This is a genomic window from Brachyspira aalborgi, assembly GCF_008016455.1.
Lineage (GTDB): Bacteria > Spirochaetota > Brachyspiria > Brachyspirales > Brachyspiraceae > Brachyspira > Brachyspira aalborgi.
Genome location: NZ_SAXU01000001.1, coordinates 456119 through 476829, shown reverse-complemented (window position 1 = coordinate 476829; position 20711 = coordinate 456119). Strand labels below are relative to the sequence as shown.

Annotated in this window: 15 protein-coding genes and 1 tRNA gene; 13 read left to right on the top strand and 3 right to left on the bottom strand. The window is 28.1% G+C overall.

Translation table 11 applies throughout. From position 1 onward, the window contains the following. Window position 1: 1 nt before the first annotated feature. Window positions 2–2830 (top strand): methyl-accepting chemotaxis protein, encoded by a 2829-nt coding sequence (locus EPJ79_RS02195; protein WP_147738271.1) that lies wholly within the window; start codon window positions 2–4, stop codon window positions 2828–2830. Next, on the top strand, window positions 2827–4044 hold the full coding sequence (locus EPJ79_RS02190; RefSeq protein ID WP_147738270.1) for an OmpA family protein: 1218 nt from the start codon (window positions 2827–2829) through the stop codon (window positions 4042–4044). Before EPJ79_RS02195 ends, EPJ79_RS02190 begins: the two co-directional genes overlap by 4 nt. A gap of 8 nt (window positions 4045–4052) precedes the next feature. Here EPJ79_RS02190 and EPJ79_RS02185 read toward each other — a convergent pair whose 3' ends face one another. Then, window positions 4053–4601, bottom strand: a complete 549-nt coding sequence (locus tag EPJ79_RS02185; protein ID WP_147738269.1) for a flavodoxin domain-containing protein — start codon at window positions 4599–4601, stop codon at window positions 4053–4055. 289 nt (window positions 4602–4890) lie between these two features. On the opposite strand from EPJ79_RS02185, the gene argC reads away from it, so the two are divergent. The 7 genes from argC to EPJ79_RS02150 all read left to right on the top strand — a co-directional run bounded on the left by argC (window position 4891) and on the right by EPJ79_RS02150 (window position 12603). Beyond that, on the top strand, window positions 4891–5946 hold the full coding sequence (gene argC / locus EPJ79_RS02180; RefSeq protein WP_147738268.1) for an N-acetyl-gamma-glutamyl-phosphate reductase: 1056 nt from the start codon (window positions 4891–4893) through the stop codon (window positions 5944–5946). Window positions 5947–6045: 99 nt separating this feature from the next. Then, window positions 6046–7275 (top strand): bifunctional ornithine acetyltransferase/N-acetylglutamate synthase, encoded by a 1230-nt coding sequence (gene argJ / locus EPJ79_RS02175; RefSeq protein ID WP_147739583.1) that lies wholly within the window; start codon window positions 6046–6048, stop codon window positions 7273–7275. A 43-nt stretch (window positions 7276–7318) separates the two neighbouring features. After that, window positions 7319–8188, top strand: coding sequence for an acetylglutamate kinase (argB, locus tag EPJ79_RS02170; RefSeq protein ID WP_147739584.1), 870 nt, complete (start codon window positions 7319–7321; stop codon window positions 8186–8188). 27 nt (window positions 8189–8215) lie between these two features. Further along, window positions 8216–9421, top strand: coding sequence for an aspartate aminotransferase family protein (locus EPJ79_RS02165; RefSeq protein ID WP_147738267.1), 1206 nt, complete (start codon window positions 8216–8218; stop codon window positions 9419–9421). 284 nt (window positions 9422–9705) lie between these two features. Next, window positions 9706–9777, top strand: a tRNA-Cys gene (locus tag EPJ79_RS02160). Window positions 9778–9790: 13 nt separating this feature from the next. After that, window positions 9791–11680 (top strand): penicillin-binding protein, encoded by a 1890-nt coding sequence (locus EPJ79_RS02155; RefSeq protein WP_147738266.1) that lies wholly within the window; start codon window positions 9791–9793, stop codon window positions 11678–11680. Window positions 11681–11697: 17 nt separating this feature from the next. Then, window positions 11698–12603, top strand: coding sequence for a carbohydrate kinase family protein (locus EPJ79_RS02150; RefSeq protein WP_147738265.1), 906 nt, complete (start codon window positions 11698–11700; stop codon window positions 12601–12603). 16 nt (window positions 12604–12619) lie between these two features. Here the strand turns inward: EPJ79_RS02150 and EPJ79_RS02145 are convergent, their stop codons facing one another. Then, window positions 12620–13789 (bottom strand): tetratricopeptide repeat protein, encoded by a 1170-nt coding sequence (locus EPJ79_RS02145; RefSeq protein WP_147526210.1) that lies wholly within the window; start codon window positions 13787–13789, stop codon window positions 12620–12622. 14 nt (window positions 13790–13803) lie between these two features. Further along, a complete protein-coding gene (locus EPJ79_RS02140) occupies window positions 13804–14433 on the bottom strand; it encodes a bifunctional nuclease family protein (RefSeq protein WP_147526209.1) in 630 nt (209 codons plus the stop codon). Between the two features lie 166 nt (window positions 14434–14599). Between EPJ79_RS02140 and EPJ79_RS02135 the strand changes: the two genes are divergently transcribed. The 4 genes from EPJ79_RS02135 to EPJ79_RS02120 all read left to right on the top strand — a co-directional run bounded on the left by EPJ79_RS02135 (window position 14600) and on the right by EPJ79_RS02120 (window position 20652). Further along, window positions 14600–15805 carry a DUF3298 and DUF4163 domain-containing protein gene (locus tag EPJ79_RS02135; protein WP_147738264.1) on the top strand — a complete coding sequence of 402 codons (1206 nt, stop codon included), beginning with the start codon at window positions 14600–14602 and terminating at the stop codon, window positions 15803–15805. A 97-nt stretch (window positions 15806–15902) separates the two neighbouring features. Beyond that, window positions 15903–17888 (top strand): DUF4954 family protein, encoded by a 1986-nt coding sequence (locus EPJ79_RS02130; protein WP_147738263.1) that lies wholly within the window; start codon window positions 15903–15905, stop codon window positions 17886–17888. A 20-nt stretch (window positions 17889–17908) separates the two neighbouring features. Beyond that, window positions 17909–18769 carry a 50S ribosomal protein L11 methyltransferase gene (locus tag EPJ79_RS02125; RefSeq protein WP_147738262.1) on the top strand — a complete coding sequence of 287 codons (861 nt, stop codon included), beginning with the start codon at window positions 17909–17911 and terminating at the stop codon, window positions 18767–18769. 104 nt (window positions 18770–18873) lie between these two features. Next, window positions 18874–20652: a GAF domain-containing SpoIIE family protein phosphatase gene (locus EPJ79_RS02120; RefSeq protein WP_147738261.1), complete on the top strand. Its 1779-nt coding sequence runs from the start codon at window positions 18874–18876 to the stop codon at window positions 20650–20652. The last annotated feature ends 59 nt before the right edge of the window (window positions 20653–20711 follow it).

Here is a 20711-nt window from a genome sequence, read left to right as displayed (position 1 = left end):
TATGATATTTCAAGAAAGTGAAAATATTTTACTGAAAAGGTTAAAAGTTCTTTTGCCTATTTCTTTTTTAGTAAATGGTATCATTACCGTATCGACTTATTCTTTTATGTTGAATTATCTTTATAGACAATTTACTCCTATAAGAAAATTTTCGTATTTCTTTATTATGCTTATTACTGTTGGAATAATGATAAGCATATTTTTCGATTGCCTTAAAGTTGAAAGAGGAAAATTCATAAAGTTAGGATTTAGATATATATTAAAAACTTTAATCGCTTTTATTGGAGTAGCTTTAGTAACTTATCCAGTGTATATATATAACGGCACAATGACTATATTTGAAGTAATGAATATACGATTTGTAGTAGTAATTTTATTTATGAATTTTGGCGCTTCTATATCCGCTTTATTTTTTATTTTATGGAGTTTGCCTTTATATAAAGCGACAGGAAGAAAAGAATTCCATCTTTCAATGGCTTATATAATAGCGCCGCCTTTATTAACCGCCGCTATCGGAGTTATTGCCGTAGTAAACGGACTTCATTATAGAAACGCTTTTGAATATTACGGACAATATAATGATATTGTAGATAGAGAATATGTAAGCGATGCATCTTCAAAAATTTATGATGCGATTAACGAATATGTAAAATTGTCGGAAAATTTATCTTTTTATTTGGGATATCTTCCAAGATTTGGATATAATTATAACGAATATAGTTCTCGTTTGACGGATTATTTAAGAAGTAGATTTGGAGGTTATAATGATGTAAACGCTTTTTATGTAGTTTTTGACGATATTAGAAGAAGCGGAATTAATTTTGAAAATGAAAATACGGCTTTAGGAAATTTGAATATATTTTTAAGTCAAAATAACGATTTTAATTTTGTGGCTACAACAAACGCTTCGTTGAATATTCCGCCTGCAGATTTGGAAGGAAAAGAACTTTTTATAGATTTAGTTAAAGATTCTATATATTTTTATATTTACACTCCAATAACTTATAACGGAAATAGAATAGGTTATGTCGCCGTAGAAGTTAGAGAATCTGCTTATACAAGATTATTTGAAGAATATATGAATATTAATATTTTTGTAGTCGATAAAGATTATGAAGTTATAACTTATAATAGAATAAATTTATTAGGAGAATTTCAAAGCATATTAAATAATCCAAGAACTTCTTCGGATTTAAAAAACGAAATTAATGATAGTTATTTGAATAATATTTTAAACTCAAAAGTAATTTTAGATAAAAATTATAATTTAAATATAGTTAAATATTTATTATTCGACAATCTTTATATAATGGGCGCTTGGGAGAATATAATTCCATATAAGCAAAATATGACTTTCAGAAGAACTATTCTTACGGCTTCAATTACGATATATTTGGGAGTTATTTTCTTTTTAGCAATAGTTATAACGCTTATTCTTGTATTTAGAAAAAGTATAGTATCTGCAAGAAAAGTATCGGATGCTTTAAGCGAAGGAGCGGGCGATTTAACTATTCGGCTTCCTGTTATTAATATCGATGAAACGGGAGATTTGATTCATTCTTTCAATAGATTTTTAGATAAAATTCAAAGCATTATTACAAACATTAAAGAAAATACTTATGTTTTGACGGGAAATATTCAAAATATTCGCTCTTCAATAAATATTGGAGTTAGCGATTTTGAAACTTTAAATAAAGAGTTTAAAGAGGAACTTATTAATTCAAATAAAATTGCAGAATCTTCAGCGAGCGCTTCGAGAGTGAGTTTTATGCAAAGAACGAGAATAAACGCCGTAAACGAAACTATAAGACAGCTTTTAGATAATATAAACGAAATTAGCGAAAAAATGAAATCTCAATCGGATGCGGTTAATAGAACGAGCGTATCGGTTCAGCAAATGATGGCAAATATTGTTACGGTGAGTCAAGGTTCGACTAGAGCAAATACTTATTCAAAGATTCTTGATGCGGAAGCGAGAGACGGAGGAAATATATCAGAATCGGTTGCAGATTCTATTCAAGGAATTAAAGATTATTCAAAACAAATAACGAATATTACTCAAGTTATTCATAATATTTCAGAGCAAACAAACCTTTTGGCAATGAATGCGGCAATCGAGGCGGCTCATGCGGGAGATTATGGACGAGGTTTTACGGTTGTTGCCGAAAAAATAAGAAAACTTGCAGAAGATACGGCGAATAATTCTACAGTAATTAACGATTTAATCGAAGAGACGATTCAAGCGATAGAGCAAACCGTAGCTTTGGTTTCAAAAAGCGCCGCTTCAAGCGATAAAATTCTTGAAAGTTCGGTAATGCTTAGCGATGTTATATCTTCAATTTCTATGGCAAATGAAGAGCTTGATGTCGGAAGAAAAGATATATTAAATAATGTTTCAAACTTAAATATCATAACCGAAGCGGTGCAAGAGCTATCAGTTAGGCAGATGCAAATGAGTTCAATGGTAAGTCAGAATATTGCGGGAGTAGATAAATTAGCCGAAGATGTAGTTAATGTTGTTAATAATACGGAAAACGATGTTAAAGTTTTGCTTGGTTCTATTGAAAATGTAGCCGAATTATCAAATACTACAGTCGACAGTATGGAAAGTATGGATAAAAAAATTAAAGAATTGCAATATATTTTCTTGCAATTATATAAATTGGTTATATCTTTCAAAACAGAAAAAACAGAAGAAGAATTAAGAACGGAAATTAAAAAACGAAGTCTTGTCGATAAAATCAGAATTAAATTGGAAAAAAGAGCAAAAAAAGAAAAAGCTAAAAAAGACAAAAAGAAAAGAGAAGAAAAAGAAATAAATCAATTATGATTAAAAAATTATTTGTTTTAATATTTGAAATTATTATTTTTAATATCTTTTTTGTTAATATTCTTTTTTCGGAGGTTTCGCATAAATTTTATTGGAATTTGCAAACGGGAAAAAGAATAGAATCGGTAAAAACCGCGGATGTAGAATATTATGAAAATGGAATTTTAAAAAGAGTCTATAAAGAAAGAAATATTGTCGATTTAACGGTTATAGCAATCGCACCAAAAGGCGGTTATAGAGTAAGCGGTTTATTTAAAATTTTCAGAATGCTTAAAGGCGATAAAGTTTTTCATTTGGATGAAGAATATCAAAGCGATTTTATAATTTGCTCAAACGGAAGATTTGAAGTTCCTAAAGTTCATTTTATGCCGAATGTTAGACATATTCCGACATTTCCCGAAAGAGAAATTAATTTAACGGAATCTTGGAATGCGGAAGCGATTGAAATTATAAAAGTAAATAACGCTCCAAATTTAACTATGGCTTTATCTTCCGATTATCTTTTTGCTAATATCGAAACTAACGAGGAAGGAAAGAAAAACGCTATTATTCAATATCATATTATGACGGATAAAGATTTGCTTCAAGCGGGACTTTCAAGACAAGGCTATCCGCAGAGAATTTACGGATTTAATTACGGGACATTTTTATGGGATATGGAAAAAAATATTCCAATCTCTCAAAGCGAAAGATATCAAATACTTTTTGGATACGGAAAAGAATTATCTTATTCAAGTTTGCAATATAAAATGAATATTGTAAGCGTTTATAAAATTTACGATTCTATTTCAAAAGAAGAAGAGGATAAAGAGCGAAAAAAACTTGAAGACGATTTGGGCGATAATATTATAGTCGATACAGTCCCCGAAGGTTTAGTTTTAAGGCTTGGCGAAATTTTATTTGATACGGATTCTTATAATTTAAAAAGCGAATCTAAAGAAACTATTGACAATATTATAAACGCCATTAAAAAAAATTATCCCGACAGAGAGATAATAGTTCAAGGACATACGGACAATACGGGAAGAGAAGATTATAATAAAACTCTATCCGAAAGAAGAGCTAAAACCGTAGCGGATTATATTTTGCCTAATCTAAATCATGATAAATTATCTTATAGCGGATTTGGAGATAAAGAGCCAATCGCCCCGAACGATACGGCGGAAGGCAGAAGAAAAAACAGAAGAGTCGATATTATAATTAAATTAAGATAATTTTTTTATTATAATTCTTTAAGATAATTTTTAATATCCGAAACTATATCGTTTATGGAATTCTTGCTTAAATAATCTAATTTTTTGCCGTAATTTTCTAAAAATATTTTATCGTCTTCGGTTTGTATATTTTTTGTAGCTAAAATTTTTCTATTCATAAGCATCATTAATGCATGATGAATTTTTAATTTTGTAAAATCAATCGCTCCTCTTAAAAAATAAAAAGTTATATTTTCTTTTTCTTTACTTTTAAAATTTTTATTTATAGCATATTCGTATAATTCTTTATGTTCGGGATTTCCGATTCCTACTATAACGCAATAGATTTTTTTATTTTTAATTAATTTTTTATATAATCTCTTAAAACTTTTATAAACTGTTAATTTGCTTGCGTATAGAGAGCCTGCAAATATTATTACTTGATAATTATTTAAACTTTGAAACGAAATATTATCCGCTTCAAAAATATCGGCATGAAGTTTGTCGGCTATCCATTTTGCGTAAGTTCTTGTAGCTCCATATTTGCTTTTATATACTACGGCAATATTATTTGGCATAATTTTTCCTTTTTTGTATAAAATGATTTTATATTAATATAATAGAATTTTTAAGTAAAAATTTCAATTAATAAATATTAAATTAGTATTGACATTTTTAAAAAATATATTATCATAAATTCAAATTAATTTAAGGCAATTATTATGAATACGAATTATAAAAAAATATTGCATTATATATTCTTATCTGCAGATTCTTTCAGGCGTTAATCGTCCGCATTTAAATTTTTCAAAAAATTAATCTATTAAAATAAAGACTAAAAATTTTGTTATTAATTGGAGTTTTAAAATGATAAAAGTGTCTATAATAGGAGCTACGGGATATGCGGGAGCGGAATTGGTAAGACTTTTACTCTCTCATCCAAAAGTAGAATTAAAAAATATTTCTTCAAAAAGTTTTGTCGGCGAAACTATTGATAAAATATACAATAACTTAAATAAATATTGCGATAAAGTATTAATTGACGAAAATAATATTTTTGAAGATTCGGATGTTATATTTGCGTCTTTACCTTCGGGTTTAAGCGAAGAGATTGCAAAAAAATGTTTTGAAAAAAATATATTGTTTATAGATTTGGGAGCGGATTTCAGACTTTCAAACGAAGAAGATTATAAAAAATGGTATAAAAAAGATTATAAATATAAAGAGATTCATAAAGAAGCGATTTATTCTATTCCCGAAATAATTAAATATGATAAATTTTATAATAAAAAATCTTTGAAAAAAGCTAAAATAATTGGAAATCCAGGATGTTATCCTACTTCAATAGCTTTGGCTTTATCGCCCGCTTTAATAAATAAAATAATTGAAAAAGAAGATATAATAATCGATTCAAAATCGGGCGCAACGGGAGCGGGACGAGAATTAACTTTAAATACTCATTTTACGGAATGCAATGAATCTTTCGCTCCTTATAAAATCGCGGAACATAGACATACTCCCGAAATTGAGCAGACTTTATCGAATATATACGGAGAGGAAATCAAAATTACTTTCGTTCCTCATTTACTTCCGATTAACAGAGGAATTTTATCAACGATATATACAAAATTGAAAAATAAAAATTCTTTGGAAAATATTTATAATTTATATAAAGATTTTTATAAGGATTCAAAATTTATAAGAGTTTTAAATATTGGAAATATTGCAAATTTAAAAAATGTAAAATATTCTAATTATTGCGATATTTCTATTCATATTGACGAAAGGACGAATAAATTAATAATAGTTTCGGCAATAGACAATATGATTAAAGGAGCCGCGGGACAGGCTATACAAAATATGAATATAGCTTTGGGTTTTGAAGAGGATGCGGGATTAAATATGATTCCGCCCGCTTTCTAATTTTTGATTTATAATATTAATTAAATAAAATTTTAAAAAATAAAAAAGGATAATAAAATGAAAAACGAAAAAAATGATAATAAGAAAAAAAATAATAATATGAATAATATAAAAGAAATTAAAGGAGGAGTATGCGCAGCTAAAGGATTTTTTGCAAACGGAATTTACTCTGGGATTAAAAAGAAAAAAACTTCTAAAGATTTAGCAATTATTTATAGCGAGAGTTTATGCGCTGCCGCTGCAGTTTATACTCAAAATAAAGTTTGCGGAGCTAATATTATAGTAAGCAAAGAGAACTTAAAAAATGGAAAAGCAAAAGCGATTATATGCAATTCGGGAAATGCAAATACTTGCAATAAAGACGGAATTGAAAAAGCAAAAGCAATGTGCGAAAGCGTGGCTAAATATTTGAATATAGATAAAAAAGATGTCGCTGTCGCTTCAACGGGAGTAATCGGAGTTCCTCTGCCTATAGAACCGATTTTAAAAAACATTAAACCTTTAATTGATAACGCTAAAAATTCTAAAGAAGCATCAAAAAATACGGCAAACGCGATAATGACAACCGACACTTTTATTAAAGAAATATCTTTTTCTTTTGAGATAGACGGAAAAGAAATTAAAATCGGAGGAATTGCAAAAGGAAGCGGAATGATAAATCCGAATATGGCTACTTTGCTTGCTTTTATAACGACAGATGCGAATATAAGTCAAAAATTACTTCAAAAAGCTTTGAGAGAAGATGTTAAAAATACTTATAATATGATTAGCGTTGATGGAGATACTTCAACAAACGATATGATTGTAGTTTTATCGAACGGAGAAGCTAAAAATAAAATCATAGATAAAGAAAACGATAATTATAAAATATTTTGCAAGGCTTTAAATATGGTTAATACTTATTTATCTAAAGCGATAGCGAAAGACGGAGAAGGCGCTACAAAATTGATTGAATGCGAAGTTATAAACTCTAAAGATATTGAAATTGCAAGAAAAATTTCAAAATCGGTTATATCTTCAAATTTATTAAAATCCGCTATTTTCGGTTGCGATATGAATTGGGGAAGAATAGCTTGCGCGATAGGTTATACGAATTGCAAATTCGATATTAATAAAGTGTCGATAAATGTTTCTTCAAAATTTGGAGATATGGATGTATTTAAAAACGGATACGGTTTAAAATTTGACGAGAATAAAGCTTTGAAAATACTTAAAAAAGACGAGATTAAAATAACAATAAATATGAATTCTGGAAATAAAAAAGCTTTAGCTTGGGGATGCGATTTAACTTACGATTATGTTAAAATAAACGGCTCTTATAGAAGTTAAAAATTATTATGAGGATTAAATAAAAATGAATAATATTGATAGCATAGAAAATATTGAAATAAAAAATAAAGACAAGGCTTTTATTTTAAATCATGCATTGCCCTATATTCAAAAGTATAAAGATAAAACGGTTGTAGTAAAATACGGCGGAAGCGTTATGGAAAATCCCGAACTTAAAAAAAGCGTTATGCATAATGTAGCTTTGCTTTCCACTTTGGGAATTAAAGTTATAGTAGTTCATGGCGGAGGAAAAGATATAACCGAAATGTTAAAAAAAATAGGAAAGGAATCGAAATTTATAAACGGTTTAAGATATACCGATAAAGAAACCGCCGAAATAGTAAAAATGGTTCTTGCGGGAAAAGTAAATAAAGATTTGGTTTCGCTTCTTCAAAATTGCGGAGGAAAATCAATCGGAATTTGCGGAATAGACGATTATATGTTTAAAGTAAGCAAACATAAAAAAGAAGACTTGGGATTTGTCGGAGAGATAGACGATATTGATACAAATTTAATTGAAACAATTATAAATAATAAATATATACCTATAATTGCGACAGTAGGATGCGATAGTTTAGGAAATATTTATAATATAAACGCCGACACGGCTGCTGCAAAAATAGCGGAAAAAGTTAATGCAGAAACTCTTATATTTATGACGGATACCGCGGGACTTTTGAAAGATAAAGAAGACGAATCAACTTTAATAAGCAAAATCGAAGTTAACAGCATAGACAAATTAATCGACAGCGGAAATATTTCTGGAGGAATGATTCCTAAAGTTCAGCATTGCATAAACGCTGTAAAAAACGGAGTAAATAAAGTTTTTATTATTGACGGCAGAGTTCCTCATTCTATTTTGATAGAAATGTTTACTGACGAAGGAATTGGGACTATGTTTTATAAAGAATAAATTTTAATTTTAAAAAGGATAATTAAAATGAAAAATAAAAGCGATAAAAAAAATAATATTAAAAAAAAATATATAAAAAAAAGTAAAAAATATGTGGCGAATACTTATGCAAGATTTGATTTATTACTTGAATCGGGAAACGGTTCTAAATTAAAAGATTCTGACGGAAAAGAATATATTGATTTGGGAAGCGGAATAGGAGTAAATAGTTTAGGTTATAATAATAAAAATTGGATAAAGGCTATAAATAATCAATTAAATAAATTGCAACATACTTCAAATTTATACTACAATAAGCCTTATATAGAACTTGCCGAAAAATTATGCTCTATAACGAAATTCGATAAAGTATTTTTTGCAAATTCTGGAGCGGAGGCAAACGAATCGGCTATAAAATGCGCAAGAAAATATTCTTTTATAAAATATGGAAAAAACGCTAAAAGATATAATATAGTTTCTTTAAAAAATTCTTTTCATGGAAGAACTATGGCTACAATTTCGGCGACTGGACAAGATGTATTTCATAATTTCTTTTTTCCTTTTTTGGAAGGATTTTTATTCGCTGAAGCAAATAATTTGAAAGACACGATTTCAAAATTAAAAAATAATTCCTGCGCGATAATAATGGAGCTTATTCAAGGAGAAGGCGGAGTAATTCCTTTAAATAAAGAATATGTTAAAGCCATTAGAGAATATTGCGATAAAAACGATATTTTAATTATAATAGACGAAGTTCAAACTGGAATCGGTAGAACGGGAAAATTTTTATGCTCGGAGCATTATAATTTAAAAGCGGATATAATAACTTTGGCAAAAGGTTTGGGAGGCGGACTTCCAATCGGAGCTATGCTCATGAATAAAAAATGTTCCGACACTTTTACGGCTGGCGACCATGCTTCGACTTTTGGCGCTAATCCCGTAATTTGCTCGGGAGCTTTGGAAATTCTTAAAACTTTAGATAAAAATTTTCTTAAAGAAATTACTAAAAAAGGAAAATATATAAAAGATAATCTAAAAAAATTAGATAATGTAAAAAGCGTTGACGGAATTGGGTTAATGCTTGGAATTGAGCTTAAAGAAGGATTAAATGCAAGAGAGATTGTCGAAAAATGCATTTCAAAAGGAATAATTCCGCTAACGGCAAAAAATAAAATAAGATTGCTTCCGCCTCTTAATATTTCTAAAAAAGATTTGGAAAAAGCGATTAGAATTTTGAGCGAAGTTTTGAGATAATATTTATTTAATTTTATATTCTTTAAAAGTTAAATATTGTCTATTGCTATAAATTAATCGCATTCCTCTATAATCAAATTCTTTATAGAAAGAACTTATTAAATAATATTTGATAATTTAACTATTAAAATAATGCCAATAAATATTGAAAATATAATAAGTATTATATAAAATAATCAAATTTGATTGCTTTATGATAAAAGTCTAATAGCCGTTTTTTATAAATTATTATCTATTGACTTTTTAATCGTTTTAATATAATATTAACTATATAAAAAGTATAAGGCGGTGTAGCCAAGTGGTAAGGCGGGAGTCTGCAAAACTCCTATTCATCGGTTCAAATCCGTTCGCCGCCTCATTTTTTCAATTATGAAGGATATTCAATTAATAAAGATTTTTATAATAGTTTTTTTTGTCGCCACCATTGCGATTTTTATTAAGCTAATTAATCTAACCGTAATAAATGCAAAATCGGTAGACACTTTAGAGATTTCAAATAAACCAAGAGGAATAATATACGATTCTAAAATGCAACCTTTAACTATTAATATTCCCGCATATACTATATATATCGATACTCAATCGGTAAAATTAGACGGAAAAGCCGAAAAAGATATTAACGAAGGATACGATAAAATATTTGGAATTATAGGAATAACGAGAGAAAAATTTAACGAATATCTTAAAACTAAAAGAAGAACTATAAAATTAATTCAAAATTTATCTTTAGATTCTTATAATAAAATGCGAGAAGTAAAAAACGAATATGGAATAAGAAGCATTTACGGAATAGAAAGCTATAAAAGATTCTATCCTTATAACGATATTTTCGCTCATGTAATAGGTTATATGAATAAAACCGAAACGGAAGGTTATGCAGGATTAGAAGCGAGTTATGAAAATATACTTTCTGCAGAAAACGATAATCCTAAAGATTTAATATTGACTTTAGACAGAGATATTCAAACTATAGTTAGAAATGAAGTTTTAAAAACAGTTGCCGAAAAATCGCCGCAGTCCGCTACTATTATAGTTTCGGATGTTGAAAACGGTTCTATAATAGCGAATTATTCTTATCCTTCTTTCGACCCGAATAATCCTTTTATTTATGTTAATAGCGAAAGACTAGATAGAAGTATAATGAGCACAATTTATCCAGGCTCAACGATGAAAATATTTGCAGAAATTGCAGCAATGGAGCAGGGAGTCGTTAATAGAGATGAAAGATTTTATTGCAGAGGTTATTACGATTATAGTCCGCAAACGAGGATTCACTGCGATTATCCGCATGGAAATATAGCATTTGACGATATATTAAAATATAGTTGCAATGTAGCGATAGTCACAATAGCCGAAAGAATAGACAGAAAATTTTTTTACGATTATTTAAGGAAGTTTGGTTTTGGAGAGAAAACGCAAGTCGGACCTTATAAAAACGAATGGAGCGGAATTTACCATGAATTAAATAAATGGCATAGATTTTCAAGAGGATATTTGGCTATAGGATACGATTTAAGCGTAACTCCAATGCAAATTGCTTCGGCTTATTTGCCTTTATTAAACGGCGGTTATAAAGTTCCTATGCATGTTGTAGATTCTATATACAACGGAGTTGAAAAAATAAGGTTAACCAACGGATTAAAAAGAGAAAGAATAATAGAGGCTCAATATTCGCAAGTAGCAAGAGTTCTTTTAAGAAAGGGCGTAGAATCTGGCTCTACGGGACATAGGGCAAATTTGCTTAATATCGATGTCGTTGGAAAAACGGGAACTGCAATAACAGAAGTTTTTAGAGGCGGTTCAGAGAATAAACCTGAAAAATATTATCAATCAATTTTTGTCGGCGGATTTCCTTTAGAAAATCCTAAAGTTTCAATATTAGTTTTGCTTGAAGACCCGCAAGGAAACGGAGCGAGAGCGGCGGGTAGGGTAGCGACTCCTCTTTTCGCCCAAGTTGCAAATCAAATAATTCCATATCTTGGACTCGTTGATGGCGAAGTGCATACTATAAATACGAATGAATTTTTATCTTTAATTCCTATTATAAACGAAAGCGTTTCTAATATTATGCCCGATTTAACAAAATTATCTTTGAGAGACGCTTTAAAAGATATATCATATATTGTGACAAATAATAACGCTAAAATAATTATACAAGGCGAGGGATATGTTTCGGAATTTTCGCCGCAAGCTGGAAGTGTTATAACTAACGATTCCATAATAAGATTGATACTTGAAGCGCCTAAAAGAGTAGAATAAAATAAAAAGGAGATACAATGAATAATATACTTGTTTTTGGAGAAATTTTATACGATATTTATGACGATGTCGCGGTTATTGGCGGAGCGCCTTTTAATTATTCCGTTCAATTATCAAGGCTAATTTCTAAAAACGATAATTTGAAATTTATAACCGCATTGGGAAAAGACAATTTTTCAAAAGACGCATTTAAATTTATTGAAAATGAAAATATAGATTCTTCTTTAATGCAAGTTCTTGATAATTATGAAACGGGAAAAGCTACGGTATTTATGAATGAAAATAAAATTCCCGATTATATAATTCATGAAAATGTAGCTTGGGATAATATTGAATTTAATTCTGATATTGAAAAAGCCTTAAAAGAAAAATACGATTTATTTTATTTTAATATTCTTTCATGCAGAAGCGAAAAATCTTATAACACTTTAAAAAATATATTTAAAAATATAGATTCAAAATATAAAGTATGCGATGTCACTTTTAGAAAAAATTATTATACAAAAGAAAAAATAAAAGAAGCTTTAGAGTTTATAAATATATTAAAAATTAACGATGACGAATTGGCTATTATAAAGAGTTTATTTTATCCTAATTTGCAAAACGATAATGAAATATTATTAAAAAATTTGAATAAAGATTTTAATATAGATTATATATTTTTAACTTTAGGAAAATCGGGAGCGTCTTCGTTTTATAATAATCAATATATTTTTAAACCTTCAAATAAAATTAAAGTTGTCGATACGGTTGGAGCGGGAGATTCTTTTTGCGCCGCTTTAAGCTATGCGATATTAAAAAAACTCGATATTAAAAAAGTTTTGGATTTTGCTTCTGCGGTTTCGGAAGAGATGATTCAAGTTAAAGGCGGAACTGCAAAATATAATATAAAAGCCATAAAAGAAAAATTTAATATAGAATAATTTTTAATTTATATTTTCATTTTGGAATTGAAGTTTGAAGTCTTATAAAATCTCTATCGTTTGGAAATAATTTTAAAGCTTCTTCCGATATCGTATAAGCGTTATTATATCTTCTTGAATTATATTCGCTAACGGCATAATTATAATAAGAAACTTTAAGATTTTTTTCTAAAACATTTGCATTTTCTCCTATATCCATTAATCCTTTTTTATAAATTTGTATTGCGTTTGGAAAATCTTTTTTTCTTAAATAAGCCGTGCCTATAGCGTTATAATAATGAATTATATTATTTTTAGTCATAGCGCTAGAATTATCAAAAATTAAAGCTTCGCCCAAATATTGATAGGCTTCGTCATATTGAGTTTTTTTTATGCAATCTAAAGCCGCTCTATTAAAAGCGTTTACCAAATTATCTTTATAGATTTTAGTGTTTGGCGATAAATAATAGGCTTTCTTTGCCATAGTAAGTTGTTTTTCTAAATCTCTTTCTATTTTTCTTAAAGATATAGAATTAGGATATAAAGTCGCTATTAAAGTTAAAATATCCACTTCGTTTCTGTTATTATAATTTTGTCTTGGCACAAAAGTTATTATTGTCGATGCGCCCGTATTTCTTATTTCTTTAGTTCCAGGGTCAAATCCTTTTGCTACGGTAGTTTCGACATCTATATTTCCTCTTTCCGTATAAACTACGCAAAATGCATGGTTTGAAGTTAAAATTCCTTTAACTTTATAGCCGAATTCCGTATAAAGAAGAGAATATAATATGCTTGAAGTTAGACAATTATATTCGCCTTTATATATCATATCTTGAAATAAAGTAGCCGTTTCAAAATATTTTTTTAATATTCCTTTTTCGTAAATCCATGATAATAATCTTTTGCCAAACTCATAAGCTCCTTCGTTTATATATTGAGTAAGCTCGATTTTTGCAAGATTTCTTATTTCGTTTAATTTTTCTCTGTATAATTTAAACTCGGTTTCATCCGTTATTCCCGAAGCGATTATAAATCCGTCATAATGCAATTCTATATCGTTTGTTATTCCTTTGTCGATTTTAGTAAAAAAATCATATTCCAATTTTGTCACTTCGTTTGAATTAAATTTTATTTTATCGGAAGGTTTGCCGTATATTATTGAAGAAATTATTAATAAAAGTAAAATAATTTTAAAATATTTTTTCATCTATCCTCTATTTTTTAATTTTCTAAATTATTAAGATTATTAAGCTCATCTCTATATTTTGCGGCGTCTTCGTATCTCTCTTCTTTTACCGCCTGCTCCAATAATTTTTGTATCTCTTCTTTTGTTTTAACGCCATTTTCATTATTTAATTTAATATCTCTTCTCTTATTTTCGGAATTAGCTTCTTTATCAAACACTTGATAATTATAAGGAATTCCGCTTTTCATTTCCAATTCTTTTGAGCCGTTATCTTCAATTATCATTCCCGCTTTTTCTATAACATGCTCTTCTACAAAAATTGAAACTTGAAATCTCAAAGCGAGCGCTATTGCATCCGATGGTCTAGCGTCAACAAATTCATTTTTTCCATTATGTTCTATCACAAGTTTTGAATAATAAGTATCCAAATGAACATTATCTATAATAATATTTACAAGCCGAATATTGCACTTTTGAAATATGCTGTTTATAAGGTCATGCGTTAGAGGTCTTCCCATTTTATAATTAAACAATGCCGTTGCCATAGACTGCGCTTGCAAATAATCTATAAATATAGGTATAACTCTTTCGGAGTTTATAGGTTTAAGCATAACGACAAAACCTTTATCTGTAATAGCCAAACTGTGAACTTTTGCTTCAATCACTATTAAGTCCTAATAAATAATATTTATAAATTATATTCATATTATATATATTGTCAAGTATAGAATTATATAATTATTTCTATTAAATGATTTTTTTAAAATTGACAAAATCTATTATATATATTATATTGTATAATAATTAAAAAAATTAAAACGAGGATAAAAAATGAAAAAGATAATTTTCAAAATGATAATTTTAATGACTATTTCAATAATTATTTCATGCTCAAATGAAAATTCAGGAACTAAAAAAGAAAATATTCAATTAAGCGAAAACGAAAGATTAGAAATAAATGAAAATTCAGGAACTAAAAAAGAAAATATTCAATTAAGCGAAAACGAAAGATTAGAAATAAATGAAAATTCAGGAACTAAAAAAGAAAATATTCAATTAAGCGAAAACGAAAAATTGCAAGTATTCGATATGCGATATTTGACAAGCGAAAACGGAGAATATTTATATTTAAATGTAATATTGGAAGAAAATTCTAAAAGCGTCTTTGTAGATTATGTATTTTACGAAAATCAATCTATTAATGCATTTATATTTGATACGGAAATTAACGAAGGATATATAAGCGCCGACTATATTGAAGGCAATTTATCCGATTCGGGATTTAGCGGAAAAATATACAATAGAGAAGTTAATTTTGTAAACTCAAAATCTCCTCTTTCTGACGCAAAAATTGTCCGATATACATACACAAATATCTCTACAACAAATGCATCCGAAGAAGATATAAAAACTTTTGAATATTATTCCTCAATATTTTTATTTAATAACGATAGTAAATCGGCAATAATAGATAAAATCAATTTGGATATAAATTCCGAAATAACGAACGCAAAATTGGATATAAATAAATTGTCCGATATAAAAAATATTTTAAGCAATAATATGCTTCCGTTTTATAACGATTGGCGGCCTGGCGAAGGCGAATATGGATATAATTACTATTCAATATCCGAATACGGAATAGATTATTTAAGCGAAAAAATAGCTTCTATAAATGAATATTTTTACGAATATACGGGCGGAGCGCATGGAGTTCACGGAAAAATTTATAAAGTTTATTCTTTATCAAACGGCGAAAGATTAAAAATAGAAGATATTTTAATTGATGTAAACAATTTGGATTTAATAAATAAAGTCAAAGAAAAACTTTTATCAAATGCGGACGAGGAAAGCTATTTTAATTTGGACGGACTTTCATTACAAGAAAATAATTTTTATATAACTTCAAAAGGTTTGACATTTACTTGGGGAATATACGAAATCGCTCCTTATGCTACGGGCGATAGCAAAGTTTTATTTTCAATAGACGAAATAATGCCTTATTTGAAAGACGAATATAAGAGTATTTTTGAATAATAATATTTTGAATAAAAAATATAATTATTTAAATTTGTAAAATTGTTTTAAGTTTTATTAAATTATATTTATTAACAATTATTTGGGAGATTTTTACATGACTTATAAGTTTGTAAAAGAAGATAAAGATTTTAGAAAATTAAAAAAAAAAGAAATTGAATTTTTGAAAAGTCAGGGATGTATCTCTCAATCTTGGGATAAAATACTTATAAAAAATGTAGACTTAAACAGAATAAAGGATGTTTCGTTTCATGGAAAAATAAAAATAAAAGAGCTTAACGAAACGGTTAATTATCATAATAAAGTTAAAGTTATAGCTTCGATTACGCGAGCGGTTTTAATTGATGTGATTATAAATGGAGATGTATATATAAATAATGTCGGACGATTTATAGCAAATTACGAAATAGAAAACGGAGTTATAATTGAAAATGCGGGTTCTATATACATGGAAGGTAAAAGCAGTTTTGGAAATGGAGTCGAAACTTCGCCAATTATGGAAGGAAACGGAAGAAGCGTTAAAATATTTAATAGGCTTAATTCTCATATAGCTTATATAGTCGCTATGTATAGACATAATTTTGTTATGCGTAAAAAAATAAATAAAATCATAGACGATTATGCTTCTTCAAAACTTAGAGAATTCGGAACTATAAAAAAACATGCTAAAATAATAAATGCAAGATTGATAAAAAACGCGCTTATCGACCCTTATACCACAATAGAAAATACTGACGAAATAAATAATGCTACAATAATAAGCGCAAAAGAATCTCCTTCATATATAGGAACTTCGGTAATATTAAAAGATTGCATAGTTTTGAAAGGCGCTCATATAGTTGATGGAACTGTTATAAAAAAAGCGTTTATCGGAGAGGGAGTGAAATTGGGAAGACAATTTTCATGCGAAGATTCTTTATTATTTGCAAATTGCGAAGGCGAGCATGGAGAGATGTTTTCAATATTTGCTGGACCTTATACCGTCACTCATCATAAAGCGACTTTACTCATAGCGAGTCATTTTTCTTTTTTTAACGCGGGAAGCGGAACGAATCAAAGCAATCATATGTATAAACTTGGACCTTATCATCATGGTTTTATGGAGCGAGGATGCAAAACGGGAAGCAATTCTTATATTCTTTGGCCATCTAGAATCGGAGCTTTTTCAACGGTTATAGGCGCTCATTACGATAATATAGATTCTTCAAATTTTCCTTTTTCTTATATAACGGAACATGGCTATCATCAAACGAGATTAATTCCCGCTTTAAATCTTTTTGGCGTAGGGCTTGCAAGAGACGAAAATAAATGGATTGAAAGAGATAGAAGAACGGGCGATAAAAAAGATTTAATTATATTTGAAGTGTTTAGTCCTTATACAGTTTCAAAAATGATTAACGCCGAGAAAATATTAAAAGACATTATAAAGAATAAAGACGAAAATAATAAAAAAGGAGATTTTATTGTTTATAAGAATATGATAATAAAAGGCGCTTCGTTAAATAAATATTCTCAAAGATATTCTATTGCTATAGATTTGTATTTACGAAATAAATTGCTTTCTTATATAAAAGATTGCAAAAATATAAACGATATAATTGAAAGTTTAAAATCCGAAAAAGTATATAGCGATTGGGTTGACGTTGGCGGGCTTATTTGCGCAAAAGAAAGATTAGATAATATTATTAAAGATATTGAAAACGAAAAGATAAATAATATAGAATCAATTTTAAATGCTTTTAAGAGTTTATACGATAATTATTATTCTGATGAAAAATCTTGGGTTATCGATATAATTAAAAAAAGATATTCTATAAAAAATATTAATAAAGAAATAATAATAAAAATATTAAAAGAATATATTTCGCTTTTAAAAACTTCTTACGATATTTTATATAGAGATGCCGAAAAAGAATACGACATTTCAAAAATGGTTAGCTGCGGAATAGACGATAAAAATTTTATGGAAGAAGATTTTAAAGCTATAAGAGGAACTGTCGAAGACAACTCTTTTGTAATTCAGTATAAAAAAGATATGAACTCAAAAATAAACGATATTAATAAAATAATAGATTTGTTATAAATATAATAAAAGGATTTTTAATGAAATTATATTCTATTTCTTTTAAAGTGGAAATTGGATTTGAAGATATATTTGAAGCGATTATTGAAAACGGTTTTTTGGATATATTAGGTTATAATGTGGAATATCCAGCAAAAGAAAATTATGCGATAATAAATATATATAATGAAACAAAAGAAAAACTTGAAAATAATTTTAAGATTATAAAAGATAAATTAGATATTAATTATAATTATGAAATAAAAGAGCTTGATTCTGAAAAATATTTAACTTCTTATATGGATTATTTAAAGCCTTTTAAAATAGGCGATATAACTATAGTTCCAAATTTGAGAGATTATTATAAAGACTTGAAAGAACCCGTTATTTATATAGCAAAACAATACGCTTTTGGAAGCGGAACGCATGAAACTACATATTTAGCTTTAGAAATGATTAATCAATATTCATTAAATAATGATATTAAATTAAAGAGCATTGCAGATATTGGTTGCGGAAGCGGAATATTATCTTTATTTAGTTATAAACTTGGAGCGAGAAATATAACTTCTGTCGATATTGATAGCGATGCCGTTCATTGTTCTTTGGATAACGCGAAATATAACGATATAAATTTAAATAATGTTATTTTAGGAAACGCGAAAGATTTGAATAATATGAATTTAAAATTTGATTTAGTAGTTGCAAATATAGAAACTGATATTTTAATTGAAATTATTGCAGACTTGAAAAGATTGTTAAAAGAAAATTCTTATTTAATATTATCGGGAATTTTGTTTGAAAAAGAATCTTCAATGAATAATGTTTTAAGAGAGAAAAAATTAAAAATTATTGATAGAAAGCGAAAAAACGATTGGCTAGCTTTAATGTTGAGTTTATAAGAAATTTAATTATATTAAAAAGTATATTAATATTGACTATAAAATATGCTATGATATAATAATTTATAATATGCTTGATTTATGTTTAAATCGTAGGGGTTTTTGTGGATATATACGAAATAGTTAATGAACCTGAAAAACAACTTGAAATATTTTCCGATATAATCAAAAAAATGAATAATATCGGCGATTATGAAGAGACTTTAGTAAATATAATATCCGAAATAAAAAACATAATGCTTACCGATACGATTTTATTGTATTTGATAGACCAGGAATTATTTAATTTAAATTATGAAATGTCTATAGGACCTTTGGGAAGCAAATTTTTTGGCTCAATAATAGATGGAGAAAAACCTTTATCGGTTAGAGCTTATACGACTTCTTCGTCTTTATATTCAAATAATCCGCAGGACGATTCAGCGTTTATTCCGATAAAAGAGATTTTGGGCGAAGATTTAAAAAATATATTATTTGTTCCTCTTAAAGCGAGAAAAAGAAATATCGGCGCTTTATTTTTAATAAATAAAAAAGAAGGAAAATTTATAGAAACCGACACTATTATAATGTCTATGTTTTCAAATATAGTTTCTTTAGCGCTTATAAATAAAATGACTTACGATAAAGGACAGTCGAGAGCTTATGAAGTCGGCGCTTTATATGAAATGTCAGTTTCAATAAATAAATGCGAAACAATAGACGATATTTTAAATAATAATATAAGTATAGTTTGCGAGGCTTTTGAGGCTCATAGAGTTTCTATAATTTTGAAAGACGAAAAAGGAATGTTTAGATTTAGAGCGGGAATAGGAATAGACGAAGAGGTTTTAAAATACGGAGTAATAACCACCGAAGACAATGTTTTGGGAGAGATATTAAAAACGGGGAAGCCCGTTTATTCTGTAAATGTTTCGAGAGATTATAGATTTAAACCGAATAAATCTTTAAGATATACTAGAGATAGTTTTATCGCATCGCCTATAATGGGAAAAGAAGACGATATAATAGGTTTTTTATGCGCAACCGAAAGAAGCGTAAATAAAGCTTTTAATTTAAGCAATTTAATGCTTCTTGAAATGCTCGCTCAACAGATTTCTGAAAATTATATGCATGTCTTTTTATCGGAAGAATCAAAAATAAAACAATCTCTAACCGAAGAAATTAATTATACAGAAGAACTTCAAAAGAGCATACTTCCTACTGAATTTCCAAATAAAAAATTATTTGATGTCGCAGCCGTAAGTATTCCAAGCAAAACGGTTGGAGGCGATTTTTACGATTATATAAAACTTAAAGACGGAAAATACGCTTTGATTATAGCGGATGTTTCGGGCAAAGGATTAAAAGCTGGTTTCTTTATGGTTATGACGAGAAGCGTTTTAAGAGTTTATTCTTCTCAAATTGATAATCCCGCTAAAATATTAGAACAGACAAATAAACATATATTTTACGATTCAAAAAAAGGTATGTTCGTTACATGCTTTTTGGCTATAGTAGATACAAAAAATAAAAGTATTACTTATTCAAATGCTGGACATATTCCGCAATATTTTATTAAAAAGTCGGCAATGAATAAGCCCGAATATTTAACTGAAATGTATATTCCAGGAAAGCCTTTGGGATTTGTAGAGAATGCTTCTTATAAAAATAAAAAAATATCGTATTCAAAAGCGGATAAAATAATTATGTTTACGGACGGAGTTACCGAAACTTTTAATAAAGATAACGAAGAGTTTGGGGAGAGCAAATTAAAAGATATTCTTAAAAACGAATACGACAGTTCAAAAGAATTATTAAACGATATAGTGGAAGAAACCGTTTATTTTAGAGCGGACGCTCCGCAATTTGACGATATAACGCTTTTAATAGCTAAATTTTTATAAAATAAGGTGTTGACATTTTTTTTTAATATGTTATAATAAATTCAATAATTAAATAATTA